This is a genomic window from Fontivita pretiosa (genome assembly GCF_050410795.1).
Classification (GTDB): domain Bacteria; phylum Planctomycetota; class Phycisphaerae; order Tepidisphaerales; family Tepidisphaeraceae; genus Fontivita; species Fontivita pretiosa.
Map to the genome: position 1 here is coordinate 2,218,060 of NZ_CP191258.1, position 26,410 is coordinate 2,244,469.

The window sequence follows — 26,410 nt, forward strand, 5'->3', positions numbered from 1 at the left end:
CTCCCTCCCCCGGTACGCCGGGGGCGGGGACGGCAGGCGCGAGAGTCTCTCATGCCGGACGCGAATGGTGCACAGTCCCATCCGCGTTCATCTGCGCTCATCTGCGGATACAATTCGGCACATGAGCCAAGCCAAACCACACGAGAAATCCTGGCAGGCGCGGATCTCCGAGCCGACTGACGCGCTGGCGCAGCAGTTTGTCGAGTCGATCAGCTACGACTGGCGGCTGTACAAACACGACATCGCCGGCTCGATCGCCCACGCGACCATGCTGGCCAGGGTGGGATTGATCAGCGACGCCGAGCGGGATGCGATCATCGACGGACTGAAAAGCATCGAGCGCGACATCGAGGCCGGAAACTTCAAGTTCGACATCGCCTACGAAGACATCCACATGGCCATCGAGGCCGAGTTGATCAAGCGGATCGGCGAGCCTGGGCGCAAGCTGCATACGGGGCGGAGCCGGAATGACCAGGTGGCGACGGACCTGCTCGTGTGGCTCAATTGGGCGGCATGCAAGATCACCTCCCTGCTGGGCGATCTGTGCCGGGCCTTTGTTGCCCTTGCCGAGCGATCCAAGACAGTCGTGATGCCTTCGTACACGCATCTTCAGCGGGCGCAGCCGATCAGTGCGGGCGCGGAGGCGTTGGCGTGGTGCGCCATGTTCGACCGCGATCGATGCCGGATCGGCAACCTCTTCGAGCACCTGGATTCGATCCCGCTCGGCAGTGGAGCGATCGCAGGCACTTCTCTTGCTCTGGACCGTGTCACTGCGATCGAGTGCGAGGGACTCGAACCGTATGGCGGTGTGAGGGAGCATCCGCTGGACACACCGGTGCGAAGCAGCATCGAGCTGACTGCATCTCGCGACGCTGCCTGCGACGTGACATTCCGCCTTGCCATGATCGCCCAGCACCTGTCCCGCTGGGCCGAGCAGTGGATCATCTACATGTCGCAGGAGTTCGGCTTCATCCGGATCGCCGACCGTTACACCACCGGCAGCTCGATGATGCCTCAGAAGCGCAACCCCGACATGCTGGAGCTGATCCGCGGGCGGTGCGGGAACGTCTATGGCGACCTGTTTGCGCTGATGACGATCCTCAAAGGGCTGCCCATCGGCTACAACCGCGATCTCCAGGAGGACAAGCGCATCGTCTTCCGCGCCTACGACACGGTCAGCAGTTGCCTGACCATGGCCGCCGCGATCGTCAACAGCGCCGAGTACGTCAAGGAGAACATCGAGCCGACGCTGGACCGTGGGTTCCTGGACGCGACGAGCCTGGCGGAGTATCTCGTGACCAAGGGCATTCCTTTCCGCACCGCGCATCAGATCGTCGGTACGCTGGTGAAGCGCTGTGAGGAGAGCGGCCGCTACAAGCTCTCGCAGCTTTCCGTTGACGAAATGAACCGGGTAGTGAGCGATGTCCTTCGCAGCCACGGCCGCGAGCCGGTGGTGCTGAGCGATGAAGTGTATACGTGCCTGGGCGCCCACAACGTGGTGAAGCGTTACCGCAGCGCCGGCGCCGCGGGAGGCAAACCCTTCGAGGAACAACTGCAGGCGTGGAAAAAGAGACTGGGGATGTGAAGGCTCAGATGGGCACTGGGCGCGGATGTTCTCAATCTCAAACTGTCTGTTACTTCTCGTCTGGATCCCGCAACGCCCCGCCGAGCTGAGCACATCTACCGGCTGGCCAGCTCCGGCGCCAGCACCTGTTCCACTGCCCGTACTTTGTCTTCCAGGTTTGCGAACACGCCGATGCGCCTGAGGTTCGGATGTAAAGACCACAGCACAAGCAGGAGCTTGCCGCTGGCGACGGCGGCTTGGGCGCTTTCGAATCTACAGAAGTTGCTTGCCTGGCCGTCGTACAGGCCCATCGCGGCGCAGGTCTGCATCCAGATGACCATGTCGTAGCGCGCCAGCTCCTGCTGCAGAGACGAACCCAGGTCCGGCCAATACGCATCCGGCCCGTCGGGCCAGTAGGCCGCGCCGTCGATCGTGCCGCGGTCCAGCAGCAGGACCTTATCCGGATGCTCGCGGGCGAAACGGTTTTCCTGCTCGACCTGAAGATGATAGATGCGCCGCTGCACGTCCCGCCGGCCCGGGATGTCCAGCCGGTCCCAGCGCGTGCCCAGCGCCTGGTAGACCTGCGTGGCGGCTTCAGGGACGCACACGATCCTGTCGGGATAGCGTTGGGCGATGCGACGGGAGACGACGGTCTTTCCCGCCCCCGGCCCGCCGGTCAGCACGACTCGTCGAAACATTGCCATCAGTGTAGCTTGGCCGCAGAATGGGGTGAATCAGCGTCCATGCCCTGGATCATCGACTATCCGATCGTCCTTGAGCAGATGCGCGAGCTGAAGCTCCGCAGCCTGTACTACAACAGCGGCGCGTTCGGCTTTCCCGCCGACGTGCGCACGTATTCGATCGGGTGGGTCGGCCCGCCCGACCAAACCATCCGCCCCGAGGCGCGGCCACTCACCCGGCAGGTTCCCCAGCCGTACGAGTCGAACCTGGCGCGACTGCTCGTCGGCGCCTGGCAGGACATCTTCCCCGGTCGAATCTGGGTCATGCCCGCCAGTCACTGGGCCTACGAGCTGGACTTCGGCAGCAAAGACTGGATGCCAGCGGTGCTGGAGCATATCGGGATCGATCCGGGGCTGCTTCAGCGCCGCACCACCGCCGCCGCCATCGAGTTTGCGCAGGATGAATCGGAGCTGCTCGAGCATCTCGTGACGCGCCTGCTGGAAATGCTCCAGCAGAGCGACTTCGCAATCGCCTTCCCCCGCCGCCGGGTCGTCTGTTTACTGCACCATCACAAGCAGATCTGGTGGACGGTGGCCGAGGAGCAGACGTGCGCCCGGCTCGATGCGCTTGTGCAAAGCGATTGATCGTCGGACGGCGGCCATCCCCAATCCCCAGCCCACATTCAACAGTCAACCATCTCCACCCGCCTTACTCCGGGAAAATCTCGTGCACGAACTTGGCATTGGCCAGCATGTTCGTTTCGGCGCTGGTCGTGCCTTTCAGGCGTGAGCGGGCGATGCTCATCCAGCCGCCCCAGCCGATCTCCAGCAGCGCCTCACGGAGCTTGCGGAAGTCGATCAGCCCATCGCCAAGCCGGCGCTCGAAGGTTTCCGGCGGAACCGAACCCTGCTCCAGGTGCAGCGCGCAGATGCGGTCCTTGCCCAGATCGCGGATGTCCTTGTACGCATCATATTTGAACTCCAGCGCGCGCCCCGGGTTGTAGTAGGCCTGCACGTTGGGCGAGCCGACGTCGTCCAGGAACCGCCGATACCCGTCGCCGTCGAGGTTCGACTCGACGCCCAGGATCACGCCCGCCTTTTCCGCCTGTGGCGCGACCTTCCTGAAGATCTCGACAGTTCGCTTCCACACGCCGGCATGTTCCGGCTCGGCCAGCGTGCCGTCTTTGGCCATCAGCGGCATCATCCCCACCTTCACGTTCATCTTCACCAGCGTGTCCACCCACTCCTCGGCCATCTCGACAGGCTTGGGCAGATCGGGAAAGACCCAGGCATACATCGCGAAGAACGCCAGGGAAGCGATTTCCACGCCCGTGGCGCGCGAGGCTTCCAGGAACTGCTGCCGCACGGCCGGGTCGCGCAGCTTGTTGGTGAACTCGCGGCTGCCATCCGGCAGCCTTTTCATGCTCCCCATGTCCACGCTCACGCCGTCCAGCCCCGCCTTTTTTGCGATCGTGAACGCCTGAATGTTCTGCCGGCGGTTGTTGAGGAACAGGTCATCGCCGGCGACTTTGAACCGCTTGTTGGCGCGCGGCGCGGGCGCCGTGGCCGGCGCGTCGGCAGCGAGCGGAGCGGTCGCCGGCTCCTGCGCCATCAGCCACTGCATCGCTGGCGATAAGCCCGCCGCCAACCCGATCGCCGACGCCAGCACCTGCCGGCGACTCACTTCCCGCTGCTGCAATTCCATGGTTGCACCTCCAAACAGATTGCCTTGAGCATGAACCCCACAGCCCTAAACCAAGCCGTCGCGTCCGCAAGGCTGCGTCTGCGGCCCGGTATTTCGCCGCCGCGATCAATCGATTCGCTGAATGCGCAGCGCGATGTACGGTTTGCCGGGCAGCTTGATCTTCAACGGTGGTTCTTCGCCAATCGTCGCGACCTGCTCCAGCGGCGTGATCGTCATGTTCCACGTGTCCAGCACGTCAATTCGGAACCGGGTTGCGGAGCGGATCCGCCCGCGCGGAAGCTGCAAGGTCCACTCCGTTGGCGAGGACTTGCCGAAATAGATCAGGTAGTACTGCCCGTACTGCCCGGCCATGCCCTGGGTTTCGTCCTGCGGCTCGATGGGCGTGAGTCCTTCCGCCGGCGCGCTGGCCAGAATCTGCTTAAGGAACGCGATGCGCTGGGGGCTTTGGCCGACCAGCTTGCCGCCGCGCGAGATCCATCGCACCCCCGGCTCGCTGGCGAAGGTCTCTCCGTGGGCCGCATACGTCCCGCCCACCGTCGCTACCCAGAAGCGGTAAACCATCTCTTCGCCGCTGAGCCGGCCCCAGCCGTCGGGGATGTCTCCCTCGTATTTCGGCTCGTCGAAGATCACAGGCTTTCGGCTGAGTTGCCTGTAGATCACCGGCCGGCCAAAACCGGTCACGCCCAGTTCGCTCTGCACGCTCAGGTGTGTGACCCAGGGCTTGAAGAAGTCGTAGTATCGTCGCATCTGGTGCACCGAGCGCAGGTGCCCGTAAGGATCTTCGCTTTGGATGATCTGGAAGAAGCGGTCCCAGTCGGCATCGCGCTTGGTGCGAATGGCGTCGAACTCGTTGGCCAGCGACCACCAGACGTTCCGGTACGCCGAGAAGCGGGCGACAACGTAGCGCACGTAGCGGTCGTCGGCCGATTCCGGCATGCGGTCAAAGCCGGTTCGTCCGCCGTCACGGTTGTGGAACAGGATCAGCTCCGCCTCGATCCCCATGTCGCGCAGTTGTCCCAGCCGTTTCTCAATAGCCTGGAAGAATCGGGGGTCGAATCGCGAAAAGTCCCAGCTCTGATCTTCATTCTGCTGGAACGGAAAGAAGCGGGGAACGTTGTCCCGGCCCCAGGCGATCGGCAGCACCATCATCCGGATGCGATTGAACGGCAGTTGCCGCAACGACTCCAGCGTCTGCTCCTGAAGCGCTTCGGACTGCTGGTTCACCCAGCCGTACAGCGTGGTAGTGATCGGATGATACGGGGTGCCGTCGGCGTAGGCGAAGTGATACGTGTTGCGCACCACGACCGGCCCGTGATTGCCGGGGGTCGAGGCTTTGGTGCAGGTGAATTGTCCGCGTCGTCCGGAAAGCTCAGGCAAGTCGCTGCTGGTCTGGTAAGTCCAGACACCCGGCTCCGGCGGCATGAAGCGCACGCGCCATACGCCCTGGCCGTCGTAGAATCCGCGCGCCTCGATCGCGCGCTGCCCGAGCGTGAACTTCGCCGACAGTTGCACATCAAACGGATTGCCCTCGGTGGACCCGGGCAGCACAAGCTCGAAGATATCCCACTGCTCGACGGCGGGCTGGACCTGCGACTGCCCGGTGGCTGGCAGAGTCTGGGCCAAAGCCGCCGGCGCAGAGCAAACGATTGCTGCCAGCACACAACTCATCCACGCCGCCAGACCGCAGGCCGCATTCCGCATGCTGCTATGTTCGCGCTTCCCGCCGGCAAATCAAGCCGCACGACCGCCCGGCGGCCGAGCAAGGTGAATCGACATGATCGAACCGCTCGGGCACGTCTTCCACGCCCGGCGATCCGCAATCCCCAATCTGTGATCGGTGGCTAGTCCTTCTTCTCCGGGTCATCATCGGTCCCGAAGAAGGTGTCGTTGCCGTCGTCACCCCACAGCTCATCGACGCCGTCGTCGCCGGAGAGCATGTCATCGCCCGCGCCGCCGCGAATGCTGTCATCCCCCGAGTCTCCGTTGAGCACGTCGTTGTCGTCGCCGCCGAAGATCGTGTCGTTCTCTCCGCCGCCGGAGATCGAGTCCAATCCCGCGCCGCCGTCGAGGCGGTCGTGCGCTTCCTGGCCCCAGAGGATGTCATCGCCCGCCGAGCCTTCGAGAATGTCGTTGTCCTTGTTTCCTTCCAGCCAGTCGTTGCCGCTGTCGCCGCGAATGAAGTCACGTCCGGTTTCGCCCAGAATGCGGTCGTCGTCCAGCCCGCCGTAGAGCAGGTCGTGACCCGCGCCGCCGAAGATCGTATCCAGCCCCGCGTTGCCGACGATGCGGTCGCGTCCGGCGCCGCCGACGATGCTGTCGTTTCCGCCGCTGCCGTAGATGAAGCTGGTCGTGCGGATCGCGCCGTTGCGCAGGTCGAAGACGATGCGATCATTGCCGCCGGCCCCGTTCACCCGGATCATCGTGATGTCCGGAAGGTGAAAGGCCCAGGAGCTGCGATTGATCGTGACATCCAGTCGCGTGGTGATCCTGGGATTCAGCGCCAGGGTGATGTTGTCGCCCTTGGACGTGCCGTTGACGTGCAGGACGGAGCCGACGATTGTCGCCGACAGCAGCCGGCGCGGTTCCAGGTCCTCGATCGCTGCGAAAACGGGTTGCGCGAAAGTCGCTGTGGGGGCGTTGCGGTTCGTCACGCGCAGGTCTCCTCTCAGTGTGGTGCTCGTCAAGGGTGTGGCACAACCGGCCCGCGGCGAAGTATCGGCCACGCCGCTGTCAAACGCAACCAATATTACGGCCGGTGAAGGGCGGTGTTCCGGGTGCTGCTGGCATCGTCAGATTCCTGCCGTGCAGATTTCCCGTGAATCCGGAAAGAACCGGGGTTCACGAATCGAGCCGGCGGCGCGATGATCCCGGCTTTGAGCCTGGCTCAGGCCGGCCTGCTCCTGTTGTACGAAGGGAGACACTGATGATGCGAAACTGGCAACAGCGCCGCCACGAAAACCAGCCGAGCAGCGCGATCCGCGCGACCGCGCCGGCCGCGAGCGTGGAGCCACTGGAGAAGCGGCAGCTTCTGGCGGCGATCACGGTGGTGGTCACCGATCCGCGTTTCGCCCCGTCGGGCGGATCGCCCGCAGTGCCCGACGACGGCGTCAACGACGCCCCGGCCATTCAGCGCGCCATCGACTACACCCCGACGCCCGGAAACGTGCTCAAGCAACCCGACGGGAGCAGCTACACGGTGCAGTCGGGCGACACGGTGGGCACGGTCTATTTTCCCGCGGGCGTGTACGACTTTCTTACCCCGCCGCCAGGCGGCCCCCAGGGTCCGAACCTGCGGCTGCGGCCCGGCATCGATGCGTCGCGCCCGCGCACATATCTGGGCGCGCCCGGAGCGATCCTCCGCCGCCCGTTCGGACCGGGAACCCTGCTCGACCACAACGCGCCAATCCTTCAGGGCACAGGGCCCGACGCTCACGACATCATCGTCAAAGGGCTGATCTTCGAGGGCGCGGGGCTGAAGCTGGAGCAGTCCAACAGCGGCGTGTGGGTGGACAATGTGGATGTGATCAACTGCACGTTCCGCAACGTCTCGGCCGGCGATGGGCTGTCGTTCATGCTCGGCATCACCAGCGGCGCGCGCAACTGCGACTTTACCGACAACGTTTTCCAGAACCTCAACTGTTTTGCTGGAATCTTCGCGCTCAACGTCGAGAGCTTCCGCATCCTGCGGAACAGCTTCGATCAGGTGCAGATCGGCATCCAGCTTGGCGGGCCAACCCGCGCTGCCGCCCCGGGCGGCGAAATCGCCGACAACCGCATCACCGGCGTGCTGCGACAGGGCGTGGAGATCATCCCCGGCGGCGCCGACGATCGCTACTACAACGGACTGTACGTGAGGCGAAACATCGTCTCCGACTTCCGCACCCGACCCGACGGAAGCTACGACCCGGGTTGCTTCGCGCTGGAGATCATCACCAACCTCGGAACCAATGTCGTGATCGAGGGCAACAAAGTGTTCGGCAGGCTGCTGGCCGATCCGGCGTATGGAAGGCTGCCGGTCTACGGCATCGAAGTCTCCGGCGACAACGTGCTGGTCAAGGACAATCTGGTCGAGGGCTTCTGGGTCCCGATCGCCGCCAATGCCTATCACCTCCCACAGTCGGAAGCGGTGATGCGAATCGAGGGCAACCGCCTCCGCGGCGAATGGTGGAGCGGAGTGCCCGACGGTGTCGAGCGGCGAACCACCGCCACCTGGAACCTCAGCGGGCACAACGCCACACGCGCCGTCGAGCGCGCCGTGATCGTCGGCGGAGATCTGATCGTGACCAACAACGCCTTTGGCAGCACCGACGATACGATCCTCGTCAGTGGCTCCGACATGGCCGCGAACGTCACCGTCAACGGCACAGCGGCGAGCGGCAGTCCCTTTGCCTTCGGCGGCGGGATTTTCGTCTACGGGCGAGATGGACATGATAACGTCACGATCGCGACAAGCCTCACGCGCCGCGCGTCACTCATCGGCGGAAATGGCAACGACACCCTCGTCGCCGGCAGCGGTCCGGCCACCATCTACGGCGACGCGGGCAGCGACAGCCTGGCCGGGGGATCGGCCAATGATTCGGTCTTCGGCGTCAGCGGAGACGACCGTGTGGATGGCGGCGCGGGAAGCGACGTGCTCAGTGGCGGTCTTGGAGTGGATGAGCTGGTCTATGAGCGTCACTCGTCGGCGGTCATGCTCAACCTCGCTTCGGCGACCAATGGCATCTCCGGCACTGAAGACTCCACACCGTTCGCCGATTTCGAGAATCTGGCCGGCGGCGCCGGCAACGATACCCTGATCGGCAACAGCGGCGACAACATGCTGAGTGGCGCCGGCGGCGACGACACCATCACAGTCAACAGCGGCACCGATACTGTCGATGGCGGCGCGGGGCTCGACACACTCAACGTCAACACCGACAACGCCGGCAATGCCGCCGCCATACTCAACATCACCCAGGACCTGGCCACGCTGAACATCGGCAACGGCGGCAATGCAGTGCTCGGCGCCGGCGCGGACAAGGCGATTCGCGTGAATACTCTGAACATCGCTGGCGGCGGAAGGCTCGACCTGAACGACAATGCGATGATCGTCAGCTCCGGGAATCTGGCGGGCATCACCGCGCTGCTGCGCAGCGGGCTTTCCAACGGCGGGCGGTTCGACTGGCTCGGCAACGGCATCGCCAGCTCACGGGCAGGCTCGCTCAACGCCGCCGCAGGAAGCGCGCTGTTCGCCCTGGGGGTGATCCGCAATGACCTCAGTCAAGTGGGCGGCTCCGGCCCTGTCTACACAAGCTTTGCCGGCATCGGCGGGCTGAGCGTCAATGACGTTCTGGTGCGATTTACCTATTCGGGTGATGCAGATCTCTCCGGGGCTGTTGACGCCACCGACTACAGCCTCATTGACGGCGGTTTCGTGAACCGCCGCTCCGGCTGGATCCACGGCGACTTCGACCACAGCGGCGGCATTGACGCCACGGATCACAGCCTGATCGATAACGCCTGGCGACGAACGCGCCCGTGAGCGGCCGGGGGAGCCTGGCCGTATGGGTCGCGGGCGCGTCGCAGCATCCCACCCATGCCGGGCACACTCGTGCGCAGAGCACCCGCCAGGCGCACTGGTCCTGCTTGACAACTGCCTTAAGGGCCGCATCCTGATTGTCTTGTCTGCACCATGACCTCTCGTCAGCGCATGCTCCGCGTGCTGGGCGGCCAGCGGATCACGCCCCCGCCGGTCGTGCTCCATAGCTGGGGAAACTACAAGGTCGAGCTCGCCGGACATCATCCCAAGTTCCAGTACTACCAGGGTGGGCGCGAGCTGGCGGAAATCGAGCGAATCTTCCACGAGCGTTTTCAGCCGGATTGGATGCATCTCGGATCAGCCGGCTGGAAGGGCTTCTGGAACCGGCCGCGCAAGGTTGAGAGTGGCCGGGCATATCTTGCCAGCGGCGACGGCAAACGCTGGATCGAAATCCTGGACAACTACAAGCTGGCCGACTACAGCGATGTACCCGGCTGGGGCAGCGAACCGACGCTGCGTCTCGAATCCAAAGCTTCGATCGACGACTACTACGCCGCCATCGCGCAGACCGAGCAGCAGATCATCGATTCGGGGCGATTCGAGCACATGAAGCTTTTGGCCGAGGCGCGAGTGCAGGGCGAGCCGATGATCGCGATCAACGATGGTGCGCCGGGATCGCGGCTGCGTGGCTGGTCGTTTCAGGAGGCTGCCATCGCGTGCGTCGAAAAGCCGGATCTGGTCGCCTACTGCATCTACAAGGACTGCGAATGGTTCCTTGCGATCGTGCGGGCGGCCAGGGCGTGCGGCGCTGATGCGTACATCTTTTCCGAGGGCTTTCTCGGCAGCCTCGACATCATCTCCCCCGCCATGCACGAACGGCTCGAAGCCGACGCCAAGCGGTGGTTTTACCGCGAGGTTCGCCGGATCGGCCTGTTGCCGGTGGGATACTTTTTGGGCGACGTCCGCCCAAACATGCGGCTGATCAACAGCCTGGACATGGCCGGGCTGATGATCGAGGAGAGCAAGAAGCATTTCGTGCTGGATCCGGTCGAAATCCGCAAGATGCTTCGGCCGCAGGTGTGTCTGTTCGGCAATGTGGACAGCACGCTGCTGAAGCATGGGGCGCCGGATCAGATCCGGGCTGAAGTGTCCCGTCAGCTCCGCGCCGCCGAGTTCGGCCCGTTCGTGCTGGCCAATGGCAGTCCGATTGTCTGCGGCACCCCCGTTCAGAACGTTCAGGCCTATCTGTCCTGCCGCCCAGCGCCCCCGCCATCCACCGCCGCCGACCTGAATCCGTAACCCCGACCGCCATCCCTGAAAAGGACGCAACCCCTCGCATTTGCAAGGGGTTGGCGGCAGCTATCCAGGATTCACAGGCGAGCGCGACGGGACTCGAACCCGCAACCACCGGATCGACAGTCCGGTTAAACTCTTCCAAAATCGCAGAATTTCCTAGGAAAATAATGAATTGGATAAATTGATCCATTATCACGACCCCCGACACGACCCCCGGACGACCCCCGCCGGTCTGGCCGAACATTCAAGAAAAGACGGGATACGACCCCCGTCACGTACAGGAGTACCGGACCATGGCAAGAAATCTCGATCCCGACGGCAACTCGCCACGAGACTTTCCCCTGAGCCTCGCCAGCAACGGACAATACTGCAAGAAGTACAAGGGGCGGCGATACAACTTTGGTTCGGTAAAGGCGGGCTGGAAAGCTGCCCTCAAGCGGTTTTACCAAGAATGGTCGTACATCGTTCGTGGTGAGCAGTTACCGCCAACGTCAACGGATGGAATACCTCCCACTTCATGGGAGTGCGTCGCTCGCGAGTTCCTTGCCCGCGAATTCAGGCGAACCGAACGCCACCAGCTATCGCTGGGCAGCTTCATTGACATCCGCAATGCGATCGAGATCGCCGTAACGTCCGTGGGCAAGACCACAAATGTCAACGCGATGACACCCGAGGATTGGGCAACCCTTCGACACAACCTCTCGCTTTTCTGGCGGAAGACAGAGGGGTCAAACGGTTCAAAGGTCACCTGGACTCGAACTCAAAAACGGGTCAGTGTAGATTGCCACAAGCGACGCATCGTTCACGTGAGAGCAATGATGCGGTGGGCCAGCATTCATCAGGCCGTGCCAGGCGTCCTGCCACCCCGCTACGGTGATGAGTTCCATCTGCCCTCAAAGGCCGCGATTCGCCTGGCCCGCACCACCAAGACGATCCAGCACGGCTTCAAACGATGGGAACCCGACCAGATTGCCAGGATTCGTGCTCATCTGGCCGCACCCAGCCCAACCGCCTTGCAACTTCATACGATGTTCCTCCTGTCCCTTCTGCTCGGATATACAGCGACCGACTGCGCATGCCTTGCTTGGCAGATGATTGACTTTGACAACCACATCATCCGCTTTCCCCGCATCAAGACCGGCGTTGACAGGATCGGATACATGACCCCCCTGGTCGAACACTACCTGCGCATGGTGCGACACCTGCACTTAAGCCCTGCCCCGGCACTTGCAGATGAAATACAACACCAATACAGGGATGAGGGTGGACACCCCATTGGCACGCCTATCAGGGTCCAAGACCTCGTGTTTCTCAAGCCCGAAAGCGGTCGCCCTTGGGCACGCCGCGTGGTCAAGTATGACGCATCAGGGATACCGGTCACGGAGGTTCACTATGATAGTATCGCTTACTGGTTCAATACCGTCACCAAAGCACTCGGGCTGAAGCGCCCGGGTCTAACATTTGGAACAGGAAGACACACATTTGAAAGCCATGCCCTTAGATGCGCAGACAAATCCCTGGTTGATTTTGTCATGGGCCATGCCACTCCCCACATTTCCGGCTGGTACGATCATCCCCCGGTCGAAGACCTGCGCAGTTTGGCCTACGCGGTTTCAGACAGACTGGGTTTGTTAGATGCGAAGGAAGTTAGGCCCTGCTCCACTACGGCGACGGGGACGGTGCCGAGTCTCGCGTGAGCGGCTGGACGGTGATCGCGGTGTGCACATCAGATTGTCAATCGAGGATCTCAGAACGCGAAACTCATGACGGCTGCCGGTGCCGAGATCAAGCGCCCGCAATGTACCTCGCTTGCAGTGCCGCAGGACCGTATCATGGCTGACCTTCAGCAAGGCAGCAGTCTCCGCGACCGTAAGATATTCGTCTGAATGTTCGACGGTCTCATTCATCCATCTTTTATGTCGGCCACCGCCGCTCAAAACGAAGGGGCTTGACACAGAAATTTCGCATCGATATCACGCCTGTTCACTACAACGGAGAACCATTGCTTTCCGGGGTGGCTATATGTTCACGACATCACTGTGTATTGTTGCCCGGCTTTGCTGCTTCACTTCACCCGTGATGGCGATGACTCTTAACCACAGCTCGCCTGCATCGCTTGCAGCCGAGAAGAAGCACATGTACCGGATCAAGTTCAAATACCCTGAAAGTTAGGTCGCCGAAAGAACCTCGTTGCGGTTGACGAAGAAGAGGCCAAAGCGGCCTTCGTCAGGGTGCATGTCCGCTGCGAGATCATCGGTATCCAACGGACGTAAGCGCAAATCCGCTTTTAACGCCCCCGCATGCTCCCGTGCGGCGGCGTGCCATTTTCTGGCCTGCGGGCCTTTCATCTCACTTCAACAGGGAGGAATCCCATGCGAAGACTGATTGGCATCAGCGTTCTGCTGACGTTCATCAGCATCGGTCTGGCGCATGTCCTGGGCGAAAACAGCACCACGCAGCCCGGGTTCGCCACAGCCACCACGCAGCCGCCGGCCGGCGCGGCCGCAAGCGAAGACGGCATCACCGTCTACTTCTCACCTCATGGCGGCTGCACCGAAGCAATCGTTCGGGAAATCGATCAGGCCAAGGACAGCATCCTGGTGCAGGCGTACGCCTTCACGTCTGCACCCATTGCCAAGGCCATCACAGATGCCCTCAAACGCGGTGTCAAGGTGACCGCGATTCTGGATGCCAGCAATCGTCCCGCTCAGTACTCGGCCGCAACGTTTCTGTTCAATGCCGGTGTGTCGGTGTTCATCGATGCCAATCACGCCATCGCCCACAACAAGATCATCCTGATCGACGGGCACACCATCATCACGGGCAGCTTCAACTTCTCCAAGGAGGCAGAGGAATCCAACGCGGAGAATCTGCTCATCATCAAGGACAAGCTCACACTGTTTGATGCCTATGAACAGAACTTCGCAAATCACCTGACACACTCAACCACGTACACTGGCCCTGTTGTCACCGAGCCGGAAGCCGTTCGGGGTCCGCCTGCTGTCAAGCCCGAACCTCCGGCCACCCCATCGCCGCGCATTGCGTCACCACCGCAACCACGGCAACCGCAGCCCACCATTACAGTGTACGTGACCAGGACAGGCAGCAAGTATCACAGTGCGGGGTGTTCCTATCTCCGTCGCAGTGCGATTCCAATGGATCTGAAGGATGCGAAGGCTCAAGGGTATACGCCGTGCTCGCGGTGTGCTCCGCCATCATGACAGGGAGTGAGCCGTGAAAGCCTACCTGTGGAGAATTGTAACGATTCTCGTGCTGGCCGTACCACTTCTTGTGGTTGGCTGTGACCGGGACAGCGGCCGCGCCAGTGTCGCTCGACCCGCCGCTCAACAGACCGATTCTGTAGTCGTCCACGTCACCCGAACCGGATCGAAGTATCACCGCGCAGGCTGTCGCTATCTGTCGCGCAGTGATATTCCAATCAGCCTGTCCAGCGCCAGAGCAAGGGGCTACACGCCACGTTCCCGATGTAATCCGCCCTGACAGCATCAGCAGTTCACGACTGTGACCTGCTCGTCTGCTGTTTCTTTTGATACTGCCGTTTGAGGATCAGGCTCGCCCACACCTGCAATCGATCCTGCGGGGTCGTGGAAAGGTCTCCGCCGGCCTTCAACTCATCCACCGCCAGACGCAGACGCTGTTGCCATTCTTCTGCCGGAACGTCGGGCTTGATGGATTGAAGCGTTTCGGCCCACACCTTATCGCTTATCTCAGCTTTCACTCTGGCTGTCACATAGGCTCCGCGTTTGCCGGCATCTGCATGCGTGGCCTTGTACTGCTCCAGCCTCTGCGCAATGGTCTGCTCGACCTGATCGAACACCTGCTGGGCGGCAATCGCACATGCGACGGATTCGACCGGCGTCAGAGCCGGCAGCGGTGACAGCCAGTGCACCTCCTTGCCCACCTGCTCCTTGTACTGGGCGACCGTGAAGATCAGCTGTTCGGGCAGGCCGAACCACTCGGCCAGATGCTGTCGCTTGTCATCGTCGAGCGGCTCATCCACGACCAGGCAGGCAGTCACACCATCGGCCAGCGTCATCAGCTTGGCCTTCACCTTCTTCGGCTTGCCGATGCGGTTCTTGTTGTTGTCCGCGATCGGCGACTAACTGGGCTTGCCGCCCTTGGGGCCGCTGGGAATACCTCCTTTCGGCGGCAGCTTCGGCTCAGGCGACTGCGTGGCTACCTGAACCGGCACGAAGATCCCCTTGCCCTGCTTCTGAAGCATCCGGATCTTCTCCATCCGCTTGCTGATCGTCGGGAAATGCAAATCCATCGTCTCGATCGCCGTCTCATGGTCGATGATGCCCTGCTGCACCAGCTGCATCAGCAGGCCGAAGAACTCGGCTTCGTCCTTCATGCTGACACGGTCGAACTCGGTGGTCGCGTCATACTTCAGGCCCAGGGACTGGCGCAGCAGGTGTACCTCGCCCTGCCAGAATTCGGCGAACGCCGCCTGTGCCTCCTCGACAGCTTCGACAACCCCCTTCACACTGATCACGTCGTTGCCCGCCGTGCCCGCGGTGCGTCCGCCGATTCCGTCTGACCGTGATGGCGTGGCAGCGCCTTGGGATGCCAATTGCACTTGGCGCCGCGTCAGTCCGGTTCGCGAAAGATGCGTTCTGCCCCTTGTCCGACTTTGGAATCTGGCTACTGCTGCTACAAGCGATCCTGCACGATCTGCCGCTCTGCGACGAGCGATGGGGCGCGGTCTGGGTAATTCAGTATTGGTCGCGTCTCAGCTTCGGGGTCGTACTCGGTTACATAGGCGCCGTGGCAAGTCGACGTAGCCAAACCTCCCGATGCCACGGTGCACCTTGCGCCCTGATACGCCTCATCGGAATCGGTTCGCGCTGCTGCGATCCAGGAAGGCCGTGGTGCTGCCGCCTTTTGTACCTGGTGCCTCGATACTCTGTTGGCGCAGAATGATTGACAGGCGCTACATCTTCATCTGTGTCGGGCGATGTCGCAGAAGGCGATACCGCAGGCCAGCCCCCAGGATCCGCGGCAGTGCCGAGGCCTGCTGCGCGGGGTCAATTCGTGGAGGGGAGCCGGCAGATTACCCGGAGCACTTTTTCCAATTTTGACTTGACAGACGACAGGGAGATGTTAGGGTATGCCAGTCCAGTCATTGGAAAGGGGGAATGGCTTTGGGAGAATCAATCGACGGACCTGAGGCATCGTCTTCAACGTCATCACCGCCGCCTGCCTGTTGGGGGTCATCGTGTTCGTATTATGCGCACAGTCTGCCGCCGCCGAGCACGCGCGATCACTGGGAGCCGCTGGCGGATCATCTGCGTCGCGTGGCGGAAGGCAACGGCGATACGTTGCTCGGCGCGGCGGAGTTTGCCAGGGTCTTCGGCGCACAGGACTGGGCACGCCTGCTGGGCTGGTGGCACGACCTGGGCAAGTACAGCGATGCATTTCAGTCATACCTGTGCGCCTCAGCCGCGAGCGGTGGTGACGCCCATCAGGCTGAGATTGTCGGCAAGGTGGATCATTCAACGGCCGGCGCAAAGCACGCTGCCGAACGTGGTCCGCTCGGACGGCTGCTGGCCTACTGCATCGCCGGGCATCATGCGGGTCTGCCGGACAACGTGGCGCAGGGCAGCGGGCTGTCGCAGCGGCTGAAGAAGCCGATCGCGCCCTACACGGCAGCGCCGCCCGAGTTGCTGTCGATGCCTCTGCCACCTCCGCCGAGATTGCGGTGTCCCGGCGATCGTCGCCGCTCGGCGTTCGCGATGGCGTTTTTCACCCGGATGCTCTTCTCGTGCCTGGTTGATGCGGATTTTCTGGCAACCGAGTGGTTTATGGATCCGCGGCGTGCCGCCGCCCGGCCCCGAGACAGTGCGGCGCCGGCCGAGCTGCTGGTCCGCCTGGACAGATATCTGGAGGACAAGCAGCGTGCAGCCCCGCCGACCCCGGTGAATCTCCGCCGTCGTCAGGTGCTGGCCGCCTGCCGCGAGAAGGCCAGATGCGCGCCGGGGTTTTTCTCGCTGAACGTTCCCACCGGCGGGGGCAAGACGCTCTGCTCGCTCGCCTTTGCGCTCGAGCACGCCGCAACGCACAACCTGCGACGTGTGGTTTATGCGATTCCCTTCACCAGCATCATCGAACAGACCGCTGACGTCTTTCGCGAAGCGCTTGGGGACCTGGCCGACCAGGTGCTGGAACATCACAGCAACCTGGCGTTGGACGACCCGGCCAGGCAGTCGCACAGAACCCGACTGGCTGCGGAAAACTTTGACGCGCCTCTGATCGTGACCACCAACGTTCAGCTCTTCGAGTCGCTGTTCGCCAGCCAAACGTCGCGATGTCGCAAGCTGCACCGCCTGGCCCGCAGCGTCATCGTGCTCGACGAAGCGCAGACGCTACCGCCGAACCTGCTGGCTCCCACGCTGGCAGCGCTGGATGAGCTGGTCCGCAACTACGGTGCGACCGTCGTGCTGTGCACTGCAACGCAGCCGGCGGTCGAGAAGCGTCAGGGGTTTCCGATCGGGCTGGAGCAGGTGAGATCCATCATCGACGATCCCCGCGAGTTGCACGAGGCGATGAAGCGTACGTGCATCGAACTGGCCGGTAGGCTCAGCGACCGGGAGGTTGTCCAACGGCTGCGCGGCCATCGGCAAGTGCTGTGCATCGTCAACTCCCGCCGACACGCGGCTGAACTCTTCAAGCTGCTGGACGATCCGCATGCCCTGCATCTGAGCGCCAGCCTCTGCGCCCAGCACCGCAGCCAGGTGATCGCGGAGATCCGCCGCCGGCTGGACCCGGCAGTCAACGAACCATGCCGCGTGATCTGCACGCAGGTGATTGAGGCCGGAGTCGATGTGGACTTCCCGGTGGTCTACCGCGCCGCCGCCGGGCTGGATTCGATCGCCCAGGCGGCCGGACGATGCAACCGCGAGGGCAGACTCCAGACTGCCGACGGCCGGCCCCAACTCGGACGCGTAGTCGTGTTCGACTACCAGAGACAGGACTATCCCGTGCCCAAGATGATCGAAGACGCCGCCGAGCATTTCCGCCAGATCGCGCCGGACCACGTCGCCGACCTGCTTTCCCCCGCCGCCATCGAGGCGTACTTTCGCCTGCACTACTGGCAGCAGCGAGGCGACGACGACCGCGGATGGGACAGCGGCCGCGGGAACAAGAGCGTGATGCGATGCTTTGGCGGAGAGGATGGCGACGTCCTGCACCACCAGTTCCGTGAAGCGTCCGATGCGTATCGTCTGATCGAAGAGATCCAGACGCCAATCCTGGTCCCCTACGGCGAGCGCGGCCGCGAGCTGATCCACCAGCTTCAGCAGATGCCCGATCTGCCCGACCCCGTGCGATTGCGGGCTTTGGATCGCGCGGCTCAGCGTTACACGGTCAGCGTGCATGAGCATGCGCTGCACCATTTGCTGGATCACCAAATCCTGCTCGAACGCCACGGACGGTTCTACCTGGCCAATCCCGCGGCGTACGACGAGAGGCTGGGGCTGACATTGGGGCCTGTGGGAATAGACGCACAAACGCTTGTTCAATAGCAAATCACCGGCATGAAGCGAGGTTCGTCATCATGGGAATCAGGATTCACGTCTGGGGCGATTTTGCCTGCTTCACCCGCCCGGAGATGAAGGTCGAGCGGGTGAGCTACGATGTCATCACCCCCTCGGCCGCCCGCGGCATCCTCGAGGCGATTTACTGGAAGCCCCAGATCCGCTGGCGGATCACGCGCATCCATGTGCTCAAGCCCATCCGCTTCACGTCTCTGCGGCGAAACGAGGTCGCCAGCAAGGTACCGGCCGCTCGTGTCGCCCAGGCAATGAGCAGCGGCCACGGGGCACTGGGGCTGTACGTCGAGGACGACCGTCAACAGCGCGCCGCCACCATCCTACGGGATGTCGCGTACGTCATCGAGGCCCGCTTCGACATCATCGACGGAGAGGACAACCCCGGCAAACACCTCGACCAGTTCAACCGCCGGGCGCGCGATGGTCAGTGCCACACCCGACCCTACCTCGGTTGCCGCGAGTTCCCGGCGGATTTCGAGCTGATCGAGAAGGATCAGCCACTGCCACCGGTCGCGGATGAACTCGCCGGCGAGCGTGACCTGGGCTACATGCTCCACGACATCGACTTCGCCGACGGCATCACGCCCCACTTCTTCCATGCCATCATGCGCGACGGCGTGATCGATGTGCCACCGATGAGGGTTAAGGCAAAGGGGGTGAGCGTATGAGCCAGGTCAGCAGCGGACCGCTGCCGGCGCTGATCCGTTATTACCAGCGACTCGCTGCCGATCCGAGTCAGCCGGTCCCGGAATTCGGCTTCAGCCGGGAAAAGATCCACTTCCAGATCGTGCTGGAGCCCGATGGCACCCTTCCAAAGGATGGCCTGAGCGACATCCGCCAACCCGGCAGCAAAGGCAAGCGGGTTGCGAGATTGCTGCTGGTTCCGGACGGCGGCGGGCGCTCGGGCACGGGGCTGAAACCCTTTTTCTGCTGGGACAACACCGGCTACGCGCTTGGCCGCGATAACAAGAACAACCCCGAACGTGCGGCCCAGATGTTCGCCGCCTTCCGCGAGCTGCATCTGTCCATGCGATCGGAAGTCGGCGACGACGAGGGCTACGCGGCGCTGTGCCGCTTCCTGGAGCAATGGGATCCAGCCAGAGCAGAGTCATTGTCGAATTGGCAGGAGGCGGCGGGACTGAACGTCGTCTTCAAGCTCCGCGGCCGTGAAGGCTTCATCCACCAGAGCCCGGCGGTCAGACAGGCATGGCTGAGGCGTCTGGCCATACAAAGCCAGGCCGAAGGCGCAATCCATGCCGTCTCGCTGATCAGCGGGCAGGAGGAACCCATCGCCCGCCTGCATCCGCTGATCAGCGGCGTGGCCGGCGCCAACACCACCGGGGCAGCCATCGTCTCGTTCAACCTCGATGCGTTCGAGAGCTACGGCAAGAAGCAGAGTTTCAACGCACCTGTCGGTGTGCATGACGCCTTTCGGTACACCACCGCGCTGAACCGACTGCTGGCCGACGACGAGCGACGCGTACGCATCGGCGACGCAACGGTCGTGTTCTGGACCGACCGACCCCAGGCCGGCGACAGTGAAAAGCTCTTGGCGCTGATCTTCGGGGAGGATGCTCCCAGGGGACAGGCTGCCGCGGAGCACGGCGTGACGCTCAAAAGGCTCGAGAAGTTCCTGCACGCGGCTCGCGAGGGTCGCCTGATTGACGAGGTGAGAGACCCGGAGGCGCCGTTCTACGTCCTGGGGCTTTCGCCCAACGCCAGTCGGCTTAACGTTCGCTATTGGCTGGCCGGCACCGTGCAGCAGTTCGCCCAGCGCCTGGCCCGGCATGCCGCCGACCTTGAGATGACCTGCGCCCCACCCAACGAGCCGCCTCTGGTCATTCGCCGCCTGCTTCTGGAAACCGCCCGCGAACCGAAGGATGTGCCACCGCAACTTGCCGGCGAAGTCGCGCGCTGCGTACTGGGCGGCCTGCCATACCCTCAGGCGTTGTTCAGCGCGGTCATCCGCCGCATCCGTGCCGACGCGACGGTCAACCATCGCCGGGCGGCGATCCTCAAAGCCTACCTGATCCGCAATTGCAACATGAAGGAGGTGCCCGTGTCTCTGAACAAAGATCATCCCGATGAGGCGTATCACCTCGGTCGGCTCTTCGCCGCACTGGAGAAGACGCAGGAGGACGCCACCGACGGCCAGCTCAGCAGCACGATCAAGGACCGTTACTTCGGCGCCGCCGCCGCCACACCCGCCAGTGTCTTCCCGCGGCTCCTGCGGCTTTACCCGCACCACCTGGACAAGATCGAGCATGAGGGGTTGCGCAACTACCGCGAAAAGCTGATCGGCGAGATTTTCGGCCACATCAGCCGCTTCCCTTCACACATGCCCCTGGAGAAACAGGGGCTGTTCTACATCGGCTACTACCACCAGCGCCAGGATCTGTTCACCAGGAAAGATGACAGCAACCAGAAGGAGAATGCCCATGAGTGATCAAGAACTCACTGCTGAACCCATCCGACACCGCTACGACTTCGTCTACTTCTTCGACATCAACGACGGCAACCCCAACGGCGACCCCGATGCCGGAAACCTCCCGCGCATCGATCCGGAAACCGGCCAGGGGCTGGTTACCGATGTATGCCTCAAGCGCAAGGTCCGTAACTTCGTCGGCCTGGTGCACGGCGAGCAGCCGCCGTACGAGATCTACGTCAAGGAACGTGCGATCCTCAACAGGCAGCACGAGCGGGCCTATCAGGCGCTGGGCGAGAAGCCATCGAAAAATCTGCCCAAAGACCAGAACAAGGCCCGTGCCCTGACGGCGTGGATGTGCAGGAACTTCTACGACGTGCGGGCGTTCGGGGCGGTGATGACCACGGACGTGAACTGCGGCCAGGTCCGCGGGCCGGTGCAGTTCGGCATCGCCCGCTCGCTTCACCCGATCGTCAGCCATGAGCATGCTCTCACACGCTGCGCGGTGACGACCGAACGGGAGGCCGAAGCGCAGGAAGGCGGCAACAGGACGATGGGCCGCAAGTTTGCCGTGCCCTATGCGCTTTACCGCGTCCATGGCTACATCAACCCGAACCTCGCCGCCGGCACCAACGGAACGGGCTTCTGCCAGCAGGACCTTGAGCTGTTCAAGCGGGCCCTGGATCAGATGTTCGAATACGACAAGTCCGCGGCACGGGCGAACATGCGACCGGTGGCCTGCATCGCGTTCCGCCACGAAAGTCCGCTGGGCAATGCCCGCGCCGACAGGCTGTTCGCCCGCGTTCGCTGTCTGCCACGGCCGGGCGTGCAGCCGCTGCCCGGCCAGAGCAGCGCACAGCACCAGGAGGGTCGCCCGCCACGATCCTTTGACGACTACGAGCTGACGATCGTCGCGGAAACCGACATGCCGCACGGCGTAACTGTCGAACGGTGGATCGACTGGCGGTGAAGTCATGTTCTGCGACGACGAGCTGCTGCCGATCAGCGCCCTGCAGCACCTGCTCTACTGCCCGCGGCAGTGCGCCCTGATCCACGTCGAGCGGCTCTGGGCCGAAAACAGGCAGACCGTCGAGGGCCGGCACCTGCATCACCGTGCAGATTCCGCCAAAGCCCAAAGCTGTGGAGCATTGCGCATCGCCCGCAGCGTACCGCTGCGGTCGCTGCGACTGGGCTTGTGGGGCAAGGCAGACGTGGTGGAGTTCCATCCATCCGCCTGCGGCGCAGTCACCGCGTTTCCCGTAGAATACAAGCGGGGCCGGCCCAAGCCCCACCACGCCGATCAAGTTCAACTGTGCGCCCAGGCGCTGTGCCTGGAGGAGATGCTCGGCACGTCCGTGCACGCCGGCGCCCTGTTCTACGCCCGCATCCGCCGGCGGCTTCAGGTTCCCTTCGACGATCCGCTGCGACGGCTCACCGAGCAAACGGTCCAGCTCCTGCACGATCTGCTGCGCTCGGGCCACACGCCGCCAGCCGTGTACCAGCGTCGCAAGTGCGACCGCTGCTCACTGCTGCGGATCTGCCTGCCGACTTGCGCGGTGGGAGCCTCGCGACTGAGCGGCTCGGCATACCTGGACCGTTCCATCAACCGCGTGCTCACCGAACCGCCGCCCCAGGAGGACCAGCCGCCATGAAGCAGCATCTGAACACGCTGTTCGTGACCACCCAGGGCGCCTACCTCGCCAGGCAGGGCGAGTCCGTGCTCGTGCGCGTTCAAAAGCAGACACGGCTGCAAGTGCCTGTCCACAATCTCGGCGGGATCGTCTGCTTCGGCCGCGTCGGGGCAAGCCCGTCCTTGATGGGATTGTGCGGAGAACGGGGCGTGGGGATCAGCTTCATGAGCCGGCAGGGCAGGTTCCTGGCCCGGGTCAGCGGCTTTACCTCCGGCAATGTCCTGCTCCGTCGCCAGCAGTACCGCGCCGCCGACGACCCCGGCCACTGCGCCGCGATCGCGCGCGCCATGGTCCTGGGCAAGATCGCCAACTCACGGCAGGTACTGCTACGCGGTACCCGCGACTACCCCCAGTCGCCGGGCGCCGCCGCGCTGCAACAGGCGGCGAATCGGCTGGGACAGTCGCTGCACTGCTGCCCGCCAAACACCGAGCTGGACCGCGTGCGCGGAATCGAGGGCGAGTGCGCCGCCGAGTATTTCGCCGCGTTTGATCACCTCATCACCGCACAGAAGCAGTCGTTCAGCTTCCGCCAGCGCAGTCGGCGTCCGCCGCTCGATCCGATCAACGCCCTGTTGAGCTTCTTGTATGCCCTGCTTACCGCCGACGCGCGATGCGCGTGCGAGGCCGTCGGGCTGGATCCGGCCGTCGGGTTCCTTCACCGCGATCGGCCGGGACGGCCAGGACTGGCGCTGGACCTCATGGAAGAACTCCGGCCCGTGCTCGCCGATCGACTCGCCCTTTCGTTGATCAACCGCAGGCAGATTTCGCCCGACGGTTTCGTCGTGGCCGAGACCGCCGCTGTCTCGATGGACGACAACACCCGAAGAGCCGTCCTGGTCGCCTACCAGAAACGCAAGCAGGAGCAGATCTCGCATCCGTTCCTCAACGAAAAGGTCAGTGTCGGCTTGATTCTTCACCTTCAGGCGCTGCTGCTGGCCCGACACCTGCGCGGCGACCTGGACGCCTATCCGCCGTTCATCTGGCAGTGACGCGAAACCCGAATTCGGAGCTTCATGCCATGCTCGTGTTGGTCACCTACGACGTATCGACAACGACGCCCCAGGGCCGGCGAAGGCTCGCCAGGGTCGCCAGGACTTGCCAGGATTTCGGCCAGAGAGTCCAGAACTCGGTCTTTGAGTGCCAGGTCGATCCCGAACAGTTCGCCCGTCTCAAGCTCCGCCTTCTGGACATCTTTGATGCCCGGCAGGACAGCTTGCGGTTCTATTTCCTGGGCTCCGGCCAGCGCAAAAAGGTCGAGCACCACGGCTGCAAGCCCTCGGTGGACTTCTCCGGCCCGCTGATTGCTTGACCAGGTACACCGCGGCTTGATGGGCTGCGCCGCAGATGCGGCCCCCGCGAACCGCCAGCGCTGGCCACATGGCCCGAGGATTCGCGATTTAGCTAAACTGATCTTTGACAAGTGAATAACCACCGCGTCCGCAGGTGCGGAACATCGCGCCTGCCAGCTTCCTGCAGGGTTCGCGGTCAAGGGCCTCTTGCTGCCGAGCGGGATTGGGTTTATGCATATGCGGTCGCTCCCCGCGCGGGAGCGTGGATTGAAACGGTGTCGAGGAAATCTGGATCTGCGCCGGCACGCAGGTCGCTCCCCGCGCGGGAGCGTGGATTGAAACATGCGCATCGCGATCGTGCTGATCACCGGATTCACGTCGCTCCCCGCGCGGGAGCGTGGATTGAAACGCCGCCGCGCTGGCACGACACAACGCGGTGATCTCGTCGCTCCCCGCGCGGGAGCGTGGATTGAAACCCGACCGACGCCAGTCTGGTCGTCCCGCGCGGCGTCGCTCCCCGCGCGGGAGCGTGGATTGAAACCACGATGACGCTGGACAAAGGCGATGCATACCAGGCGTCGCTCCCCGCGCGGGAGCGTGGATTGAAACTTGCGCGGGGCAGGCGATTGCGGTTTGTGATCGGTCGCTCCCCGCGCGGGAGCGTGGATTGAAACCGGCATGCGATGCGATCTGGCTGGATGTCGAGGGGTCGCTCCCCGCGCGGGAGCGTGGATTGAAACCGCCCGCTCCAGCGCATCAATCAATTGTCCCAGCGTCGCTCCCCGCGCGGGAGCGTGGATTGAAACAGCCTCGTCAGTTGCATCGCGTATCAGAACGCCGGCGTCGCTCCCCGCGCGGGAGCGTGGATTGAAACCTGCTGCCGTGGGCCCGCAGGCTTGGGATCGCCGAGTCGCTCCCCGCGCGGGAGCGTGGATTGAAACCGGAGGACAGATCACCTACCTGACCGTGCGTCGCAGTCGCTCCCCGCGCGGGAGCGTGGATTGAAACGTCTGCGCTGCGCTGAGCGAGAGCGTGCCGCCGCTGGTCGCTCCCCGCGCGGGAGCGTGGATTGAAACACCGAATATACGCTGCCATTCGTGATGAGCGCGAAGTCGCTCCCCGCGCGGGAGCGTGGATTGAAACTTTTCCCGTCCAGAGTGCGGCGTGAGGATCTGGCGTCGCTCCCCGCGCGGGAGCGTGGATTGAAACCTCGAGGCCGCGGCGTCCAAGCTGGTCGCGTTCGCGTCGCTCCCCGCGCGGGAGCGTGGATTGAAACCCGAAACCCCCGTCCTCGCGCGCGGTCTTGGCGCTGTCGCTCCCCGCGCGGGAGCGTGGATTGAAACGAATCGTGCATCGAGTATCATCATGTTGCCTCCTGGTCGCTCCCCGCGCGGGAGCGTGGATTGAAACTGGCCGAGGCCAAAACCGCCGGCATTGTCGGCCCGGTCGCTCCCCGCGCGGGAGCGTGGATTGAAACACCGTGAGGATGGACCAGCGGTTGAATGCGCCAACGTCGCTCCCCGCGCGGGAGCGTGGATTGAAACGGCACACCCGTATATTGGCCGTCGCTGTCCCAATGTCGCTCCCCGCGCGGGAGCGTGGATTGAAACCCGCACAGCCTGCGAGCGATGAACAGAGTCAGCCTGTCGCTCCCCGCGCGGGAGCGTGGATTGAAACATCCTCGGCCGCCGCAGCCGCGGCACGCTGCTGCGTCGCTCCCCGCGCGGGAGCGTGGATTGAAACCCGACCGACCGACAGCTGGCAACGTGTCGATGGCGTCGCTCCCCGCGCGGGAGCGTGGATTGAAACATGTTTCACCGGTTCCATACGGCTCGTTCCGCCGGTCGCTCCCCGCGCGGGAGCGTGGATTGAAACGCCGAGACGCGTGATCTGCTGGCGAAACTGATCCGGCAGTCGCTCCCCGCGCGGGAGCGTGGATTGAAACCAGCCCAGAACACACGAGCAAACGGCGCGCGGAGTGTCGCTCCCCGCGCGGGAGCGTGGATTGAAACCACCCTGCGAAATTCTCGCGCGGGCTGATCGAGCGCGTCGCTCCCCGCGCGGGAGCGTGGATTGAAACCCTGGGTTTTCGCGATCTGATCCAGGACGCCAAGATGTCGCTCCCCGCGCGGGAGCGTGGATTGAAACACGCGCATTGCCGGCGACAGCGGGCCAACGTCGGGGTCGCTCCCCGCGCGGGAGCGTGGATTGAAACAGGACCTGCCTGCGGCGGGCGATACTACCGATACGACGTCGCTCCCCGCGCGGGAGCGTGGATTGAAACCTTCGACAAGCGTCTGATCGCCGCCAGTCTCCACGTCGCTCCCCGCGCGGGAGCGTGGATTGAAACCTGGGCGCGGCGCTGGTGGACGGGGGCGAGGTCACGTCGCTCCCCGCGCGGGAGCGTGGATTGAAACTGAAGGTTCTCAAGCCGCGCGGTGTACGTACCCGGGTCGCTCCCCGCGCGGGAGCGTGGATTGAAACCAGACCGCCGCCGATTTGGACGATCGCGCCCAGCGTGTCGCTCCCCGCGCGGGAGCGTGGATTGAAACCGATGGGGCTGGATGATCCGCAGCGTACGCAGTGTCGCTCCCCGCGCGGGAGCGTGGATTGAAACCTGCGGCGAATGTCCTGCGCATGCTGCGCCACGTCGCTCCCCGCGCGGGAGCGT

21 protein-coding genes, 1 tRNA gene and 1 CRISPR repeat array (1 of these 23 cut by a window edge) are annotated in these 26,410 nt (G+C 63.5%); of the genes, 13 read left to right on the forward strand and 9 right to left on the reverse strand.

The features are described 5' to 3' along the window. Positions 1-121: 121 nt before the first annotated feature. A complete protein-coding gene (gene argH, locus ACQS5P_RS09065; RefSeq protein WP_428940574.1) occupies positions 122-1,585 on the forward strand; it encodes an argininosuccinate lyase in 1,464 nt (487 codons plus the stop codon). A 95-nt stretch (positions 1,586-1,680) separates the two neighbouring features. Here the strand turns inward: argH and ACQS5P_RS09070 are convergent, their stop codons facing one another. Next, positions 1,681-2,262, reverse strand: a complete 582-nt coding sequence (locus tag ACQS5P_RS09070; RefSeq protein WP_428940575.1) for an ATP/GTP-binding protein — start codon at positions 2,260-2,262, stop codon at positions 1,681-1,683. Positions 2,263-2,307: 45 nt separating this feature from the next. Here ACQS5P_RS09070 and ACQS5P_RS09075 point away from each other — a divergent pair, with 45 nt between their 5' ends. After that, on the forward strand, positions 2,308-2,889 hold the full coding sequence (locus tag ACQS5P_RS09075; protein WP_428940576.1) for a hypothetical protein: 582 nt from the start codon (positions 2,308-2,310) through the stop codon (positions 2,887-2,889). 64 nt (positions 2,890-2,953) lie between these two features. Here ACQS5P_RS09075 and ACQS5P_RS09080 read toward each other — a convergent pair whose 3' ends face one another. From ACQS5P_RS09080 to ACQS5P_RS09090, 3 genes are all read right to left on the reverse strand, one after another. Continuing rightward, positions 2,954-3,949 (reverse strand): sugar phosphate isomerase/epimerase family protein, encoded by a 996-nt coding sequence (locus ACQS5P_RS09080; RefSeq protein ID WP_428940577.1) that lies wholly within the window; start codon positions 3,947-3,949, stop codon positions 2,954-2,956. 105 nt (positions 3,950-4,054) lie between these two features. Continuing rightward, on the reverse strand, positions 4,055-5,617 hold the full coding sequence (locus tag ACQS5P_RS09085) for a DUF5060 domain-containing protein (RefSeq protein WP_428941010.1): 1,563 nt from the start codon (positions 5,615-5,617) through the stop codon (positions 4,055-4,057). A 173-nt stretch (positions 5,618-5,790) separates the two neighbouring features. Beyond that, the gene (locus tag ACQS5P_RS09090; protein ID WP_428940578.1) at positions 5,791-6,600 is read right to left on the reverse strand and encodes a calcium-binding protein; all 810 of its coding nucleotides are present in this window, start codon (positions 6,598-6,600) and stop codon (positions 5,791-5,793) included. 272 nt (positions 6,601-6,872) lie between these two features. On the opposite strand from ACQS5P_RS09090, the gene ACQS5P_RS09095 reads away from it, so the two are divergent. Continuing rightward, positions 6,873-9,470 (forward strand): calcium-binding protein, encoded by a 2,598-nt coding sequence (locus tag ACQS5P_RS09095; protein WP_428940579.1) that lies wholly within the window; start codon positions 6,873-6,875, stop codon positions 9,468-9,470. Positions 9,471-9,620: 150 nt separating this feature from the next. Further along, entirely contained in the window at positions 9,621-10,766 is a 1,146-nt protein-coding gene (locus tag ACQS5P_RS09100) for a uroporphyrinogen decarboxylase family protein (protein ID WP_428940580.1), read from the forward strand. Between the two features lie 82 nt (positions 10,767-10,848). Here the strand turns inward: ACQS5P_RS09100 and ACQS5P_RS09105 are convergent. Continuing rightward, positions 10,849-10,911, reverse strand: a tRNA-OTHER gene (locus tag ACQS5P_RS09105). Between the two features lie 145 nt (positions 10,912-11,056). Between ACQS5P_RS09105 and ACQS5P_RS09110 the strand changes: the two genes are divergently transcribed. After that, the gene (locus ACQS5P_RS09110) at positions 11,057-12,460 is read left to right on the forward strand and encodes a hypothetical protein (RefSeq protein ID WP_428940581.1); all 1,404 of its coding nucleotides are present in this window, start codon (positions 11,057-11,059) and stop codon (positions 12,458-12,460) included. Here the strand turns inward: ACQS5P_RS09110 and ACQS5P_RS09115 are convergent. Together ACQS5P_RS09115 and ACQS5P_RS09120 are read right to left on the reverse strand one after the other, a co-directional pair. Beyond that, entirely contained in the window at positions 12,395-12,670 is a 276-nt protein-coding gene (locus tag ACQS5P_RS09115; RefSeq protein ID WP_428940582.1) for a helix-turn-helix domain-containing protein, read from the reverse strand. The two genes, ACQS5P_RS09110 and ACQS5P_RS09115, sit on opposite strands and share 66 nt — an antisense overlap. A gap of 261 nt (positions 12,671-12,931) precedes the next feature. Further along, positions 12,932-13,111: a hypothetical protein gene (locus tag ACQS5P_RS09120; protein ID WP_428940583.1), complete on the reverse strand. Its 180-nt coding sequence runs from the start codon at positions 13,109-13,111 to the stop codon at positions 12,932-12,934. Positions 13,112-13,135: 24 nt separating this feature from the next. On the opposite strand from ACQS5P_RS09120, the gene ACQS5P_RS09125 reads away from it, so the two are divergent. Further along, on the forward strand, positions 13,136-13,984 hold the full coding sequence (locus ACQS5P_RS09125) for a phospholipase D family protein (RefSeq protein ID WP_428940584.1): 849 nt from the start codon (positions 13,136-13,138) through the stop codon (positions 13,982-13,984). Between the two features lie 293 nt (positions 13,985-14,277). Here ACQS5P_RS09125 and ACQS5P_RS09130 read toward each other — a convergent pair whose 3' ends face one another. Beyond that, entirely contained in the window at positions 14,278-14,835 is a 558-nt protein-coding gene (locus ACQS5P_RS09130; protein WP_428940585.1) for a hypothetical protein, read from the reverse strand. A gap of 48 nt (positions 14,836-14,883) precedes the next feature. Next, a complete protein-coding gene (locus ACQS5P_RS09135) occupies positions 14,884-15,279 on the reverse strand; it encodes a hypothetical protein (protein WP_428940586.1) in 396 nt (131 codons plus the stop codon). Between the two features lie 781 nt (positions 15,280-16,060). Between ACQS5P_RS09135 and cas3 the strand changes: the two genes are divergently transcribed. The 7 genes from cas3 to cas2 are packed head-to-tail and all read left to right on the forward strand — an operon-like array spanning position 16,061 to position 23,759. Further along, positions 16,061-18,307, forward strand: coding sequence for a CRISPR-associated helicase Cas3' (gene cas3 / locus ACQS5P_RS09140; RefSeq protein WP_428941011.1), 2,247 nt, complete (start codon positions 16,061-16,063; stop codon positions 18,305-18,307). A gap of 32 nt (positions 18,308-18,339) precedes the next feature. Beyond that, the gene (cas5c, locus tag ACQS5P_RS09145) at positions 18,340-19,002 is read left to right on the forward strand and encodes a type I-C CRISPR-associated protein Cas5c (protein ID WP_428940587.1); all 663 of its coding nucleotides are present in this window, start codon (positions 18,340-18,342) and stop codon (positions 19,000-19,002) included. Continuing rightward, entirely contained in the window at positions 18,999-20,780 is a 1,782-nt protein-coding gene (gene cas8c / locus ACQS5P_RS09150) for a type I-C CRISPR-associated protein Cas8c/Csd1 (protein WP_428940588.1), read from the forward strand. Before cas5c ends, cas8c begins: the two co-directional genes overlap by 4 nt. After that, the gene (gene cas7c, locus ACQS5P_RS09155) at positions 20,773-21,729 is read left to right on the forward strand and encodes a type I-C CRISPR-associated protein Cas7/Csd2 (protein WP_428940589.1); all 957 of its coding nucleotides are present in this window, start codon (positions 20,773-20,775) and stop codon (positions 21,727-21,729) included. Before cas8c ends, cas7c begins: the two co-directional genes overlap by 8 nt. Before the next feature lie 4 nt (positions 21,730-21,733). Continuing rightward, complete coding sequence (cas4, locus tag ACQS5P_RS09160) at positions 21,734-22,411, forward strand: CRISPR-associated protein Cas4 (RefSeq protein ID WP_428940590.1); 678 nt, start codon at positions 21,734-21,736, stop codon at positions 22,409-22,411. Further along, on the forward strand, positions 22,408-23,439 hold the full coding sequence (cas1c, locus tag ACQS5P_RS09165) for a type I-C CRISPR-associated endonuclease Cas1c (protein ID WP_428940591.1): 1,032 nt from the start codon (positions 22,408-22,410) through the stop codon (positions 23,437-23,439). Before cas4 ends, cas1c begins: the two co-directional genes overlap by 4 nt. A gap of 29 nt (positions 23,440-23,468) precedes the next feature. Beyond that, entirely contained in the window at positions 23,469-23,759 is a 291-nt protein-coding gene (gene cas2, locus ACQS5P_RS09170) for a CRISPR-associated endonuclease Cas2 (protein ID WP_428940592.1), read from the forward strand. Between the two features lie 222 nt (positions 23,760-23,981). Then, a CRISPR array of direct repeats spans positions 23,982-26,410; the repeat unit is 32 nt; unit sequence GTCGCTCCCCGCGCGGGAGCGTGGATTGAAAC (it continues 5,285 nt past the right edge of the window).

Coding starts and splice junctions, on each gene's coding strand:
- argH (WP_428940574.1), top strand. CDS start 122: ATGAGCCAAGCCAAACCACACGAGAAATCCTGGCAGGCGCGGATCTCC.
- ACQS5P_RS09070 (WP_428940575.1), bottom strand. CDS start 2,262: ATGTTTCGACGAGTCGTGCTGACCGGCGGGCCGGGGGCGGGAAAGACC.
- ACQS5P_RS09075 (WP_428940576.1), top strand. CDS start 2,308: ATGCCCTGGATCATCGACTATCCGATCGTCCTTGAGCAGATGCGCGAG.
- ACQS5P_RS09080 (WP_428940577.1), bottom strand. CDS start 3,949: ATGGAATTGCAGCAGCGGGAAGTGAGTCGCCGGCAGGTGCTGGCGTCG.
- ACQS5P_RS09085 (WP_428941010.1), bottom strand. CDS start 5,617: ATGAGTTGTGTGCTGGCAGCAATCGTTTGCTCTGCGCCGGCGGCTTTG.
- ACQS5P_RS09095 (WP_428940579.1), top strand. CDS start 6,873: ATGATGCGAAACTGGCAACAGCGCCGCCACGAAAACCAGCCGAGCAGC.
- ACQS5P_RS09100 (WP_428940580.1), top strand. CDS start 9,621: ATGACCTCTCGTCAGCGCATGCTCCGCGTGCTGGGCGGCCAGCGGATC.
- ACQS5P_RS09110 (WP_428940581.1), top strand. CDS start 11,057: ATGGCAAGAAATCTCGATCCCGACGGCAACTCGCCACGAGACTTTCCC.
- ACQS5P_RS09115 (WP_428940582.1), bottom strand. CDS start 12,670: ATGAATGAGACCGTCGAACATTCAGACGAATATCTTACGGTCGCGGAG.
- ACQS5P_RS09120 (WP_428940583.1), bottom strand. CDS start 13,111: ATGAAAGGCCCGCAGGCCAGAAAATGGCACGCCGCCGCACGGGAGCAT.
- ACQS5P_RS09125 (WP_428940584.1), top strand. CDS start 13,136: ATGCGAAGACTGATTGGCATCAGCGTTCTGCTGACGTTCATCAGCATC.
- cas5c (WP_428940587.1), top strand. CDS start 18,340: ATGGGAATCAGGATTCACGTCTGGGGCGATTTTGCCTGCTTCACCCGC.
- cas8c (WP_428940588.1), top strand. CDS start 18,999: ATGAGCCAGGTCAGCAGCGGACCGCTGCCGGCGCTGATCCGTTATTAC.
- cas7c (WP_428940589.1), top strand. CDS start 20,773: ATGAGTGATCAAGAACTCACTGCTGAACCCATCCGACACCGCTACGAC.
- cas4 (WP_428940590.1), top strand. CDS start 21,734: ATGTTCTGCGACGACGAGCTGCTGCCGATCAGCGCCCTGCAGCACCTG.
- cas1c (WP_428940591.1), top strand. CDS start 22,408: ATGAAGCAGCATCTGAACACGCTGTTCGTGACCACCCAGGGCGCCTAC.
- cas2 (WP_428940592.1), top strand. CDS start 23,469: ATGCTCGTGTTGGTCACCTACGACGTATCGACAACGACGCCCCAGGGC.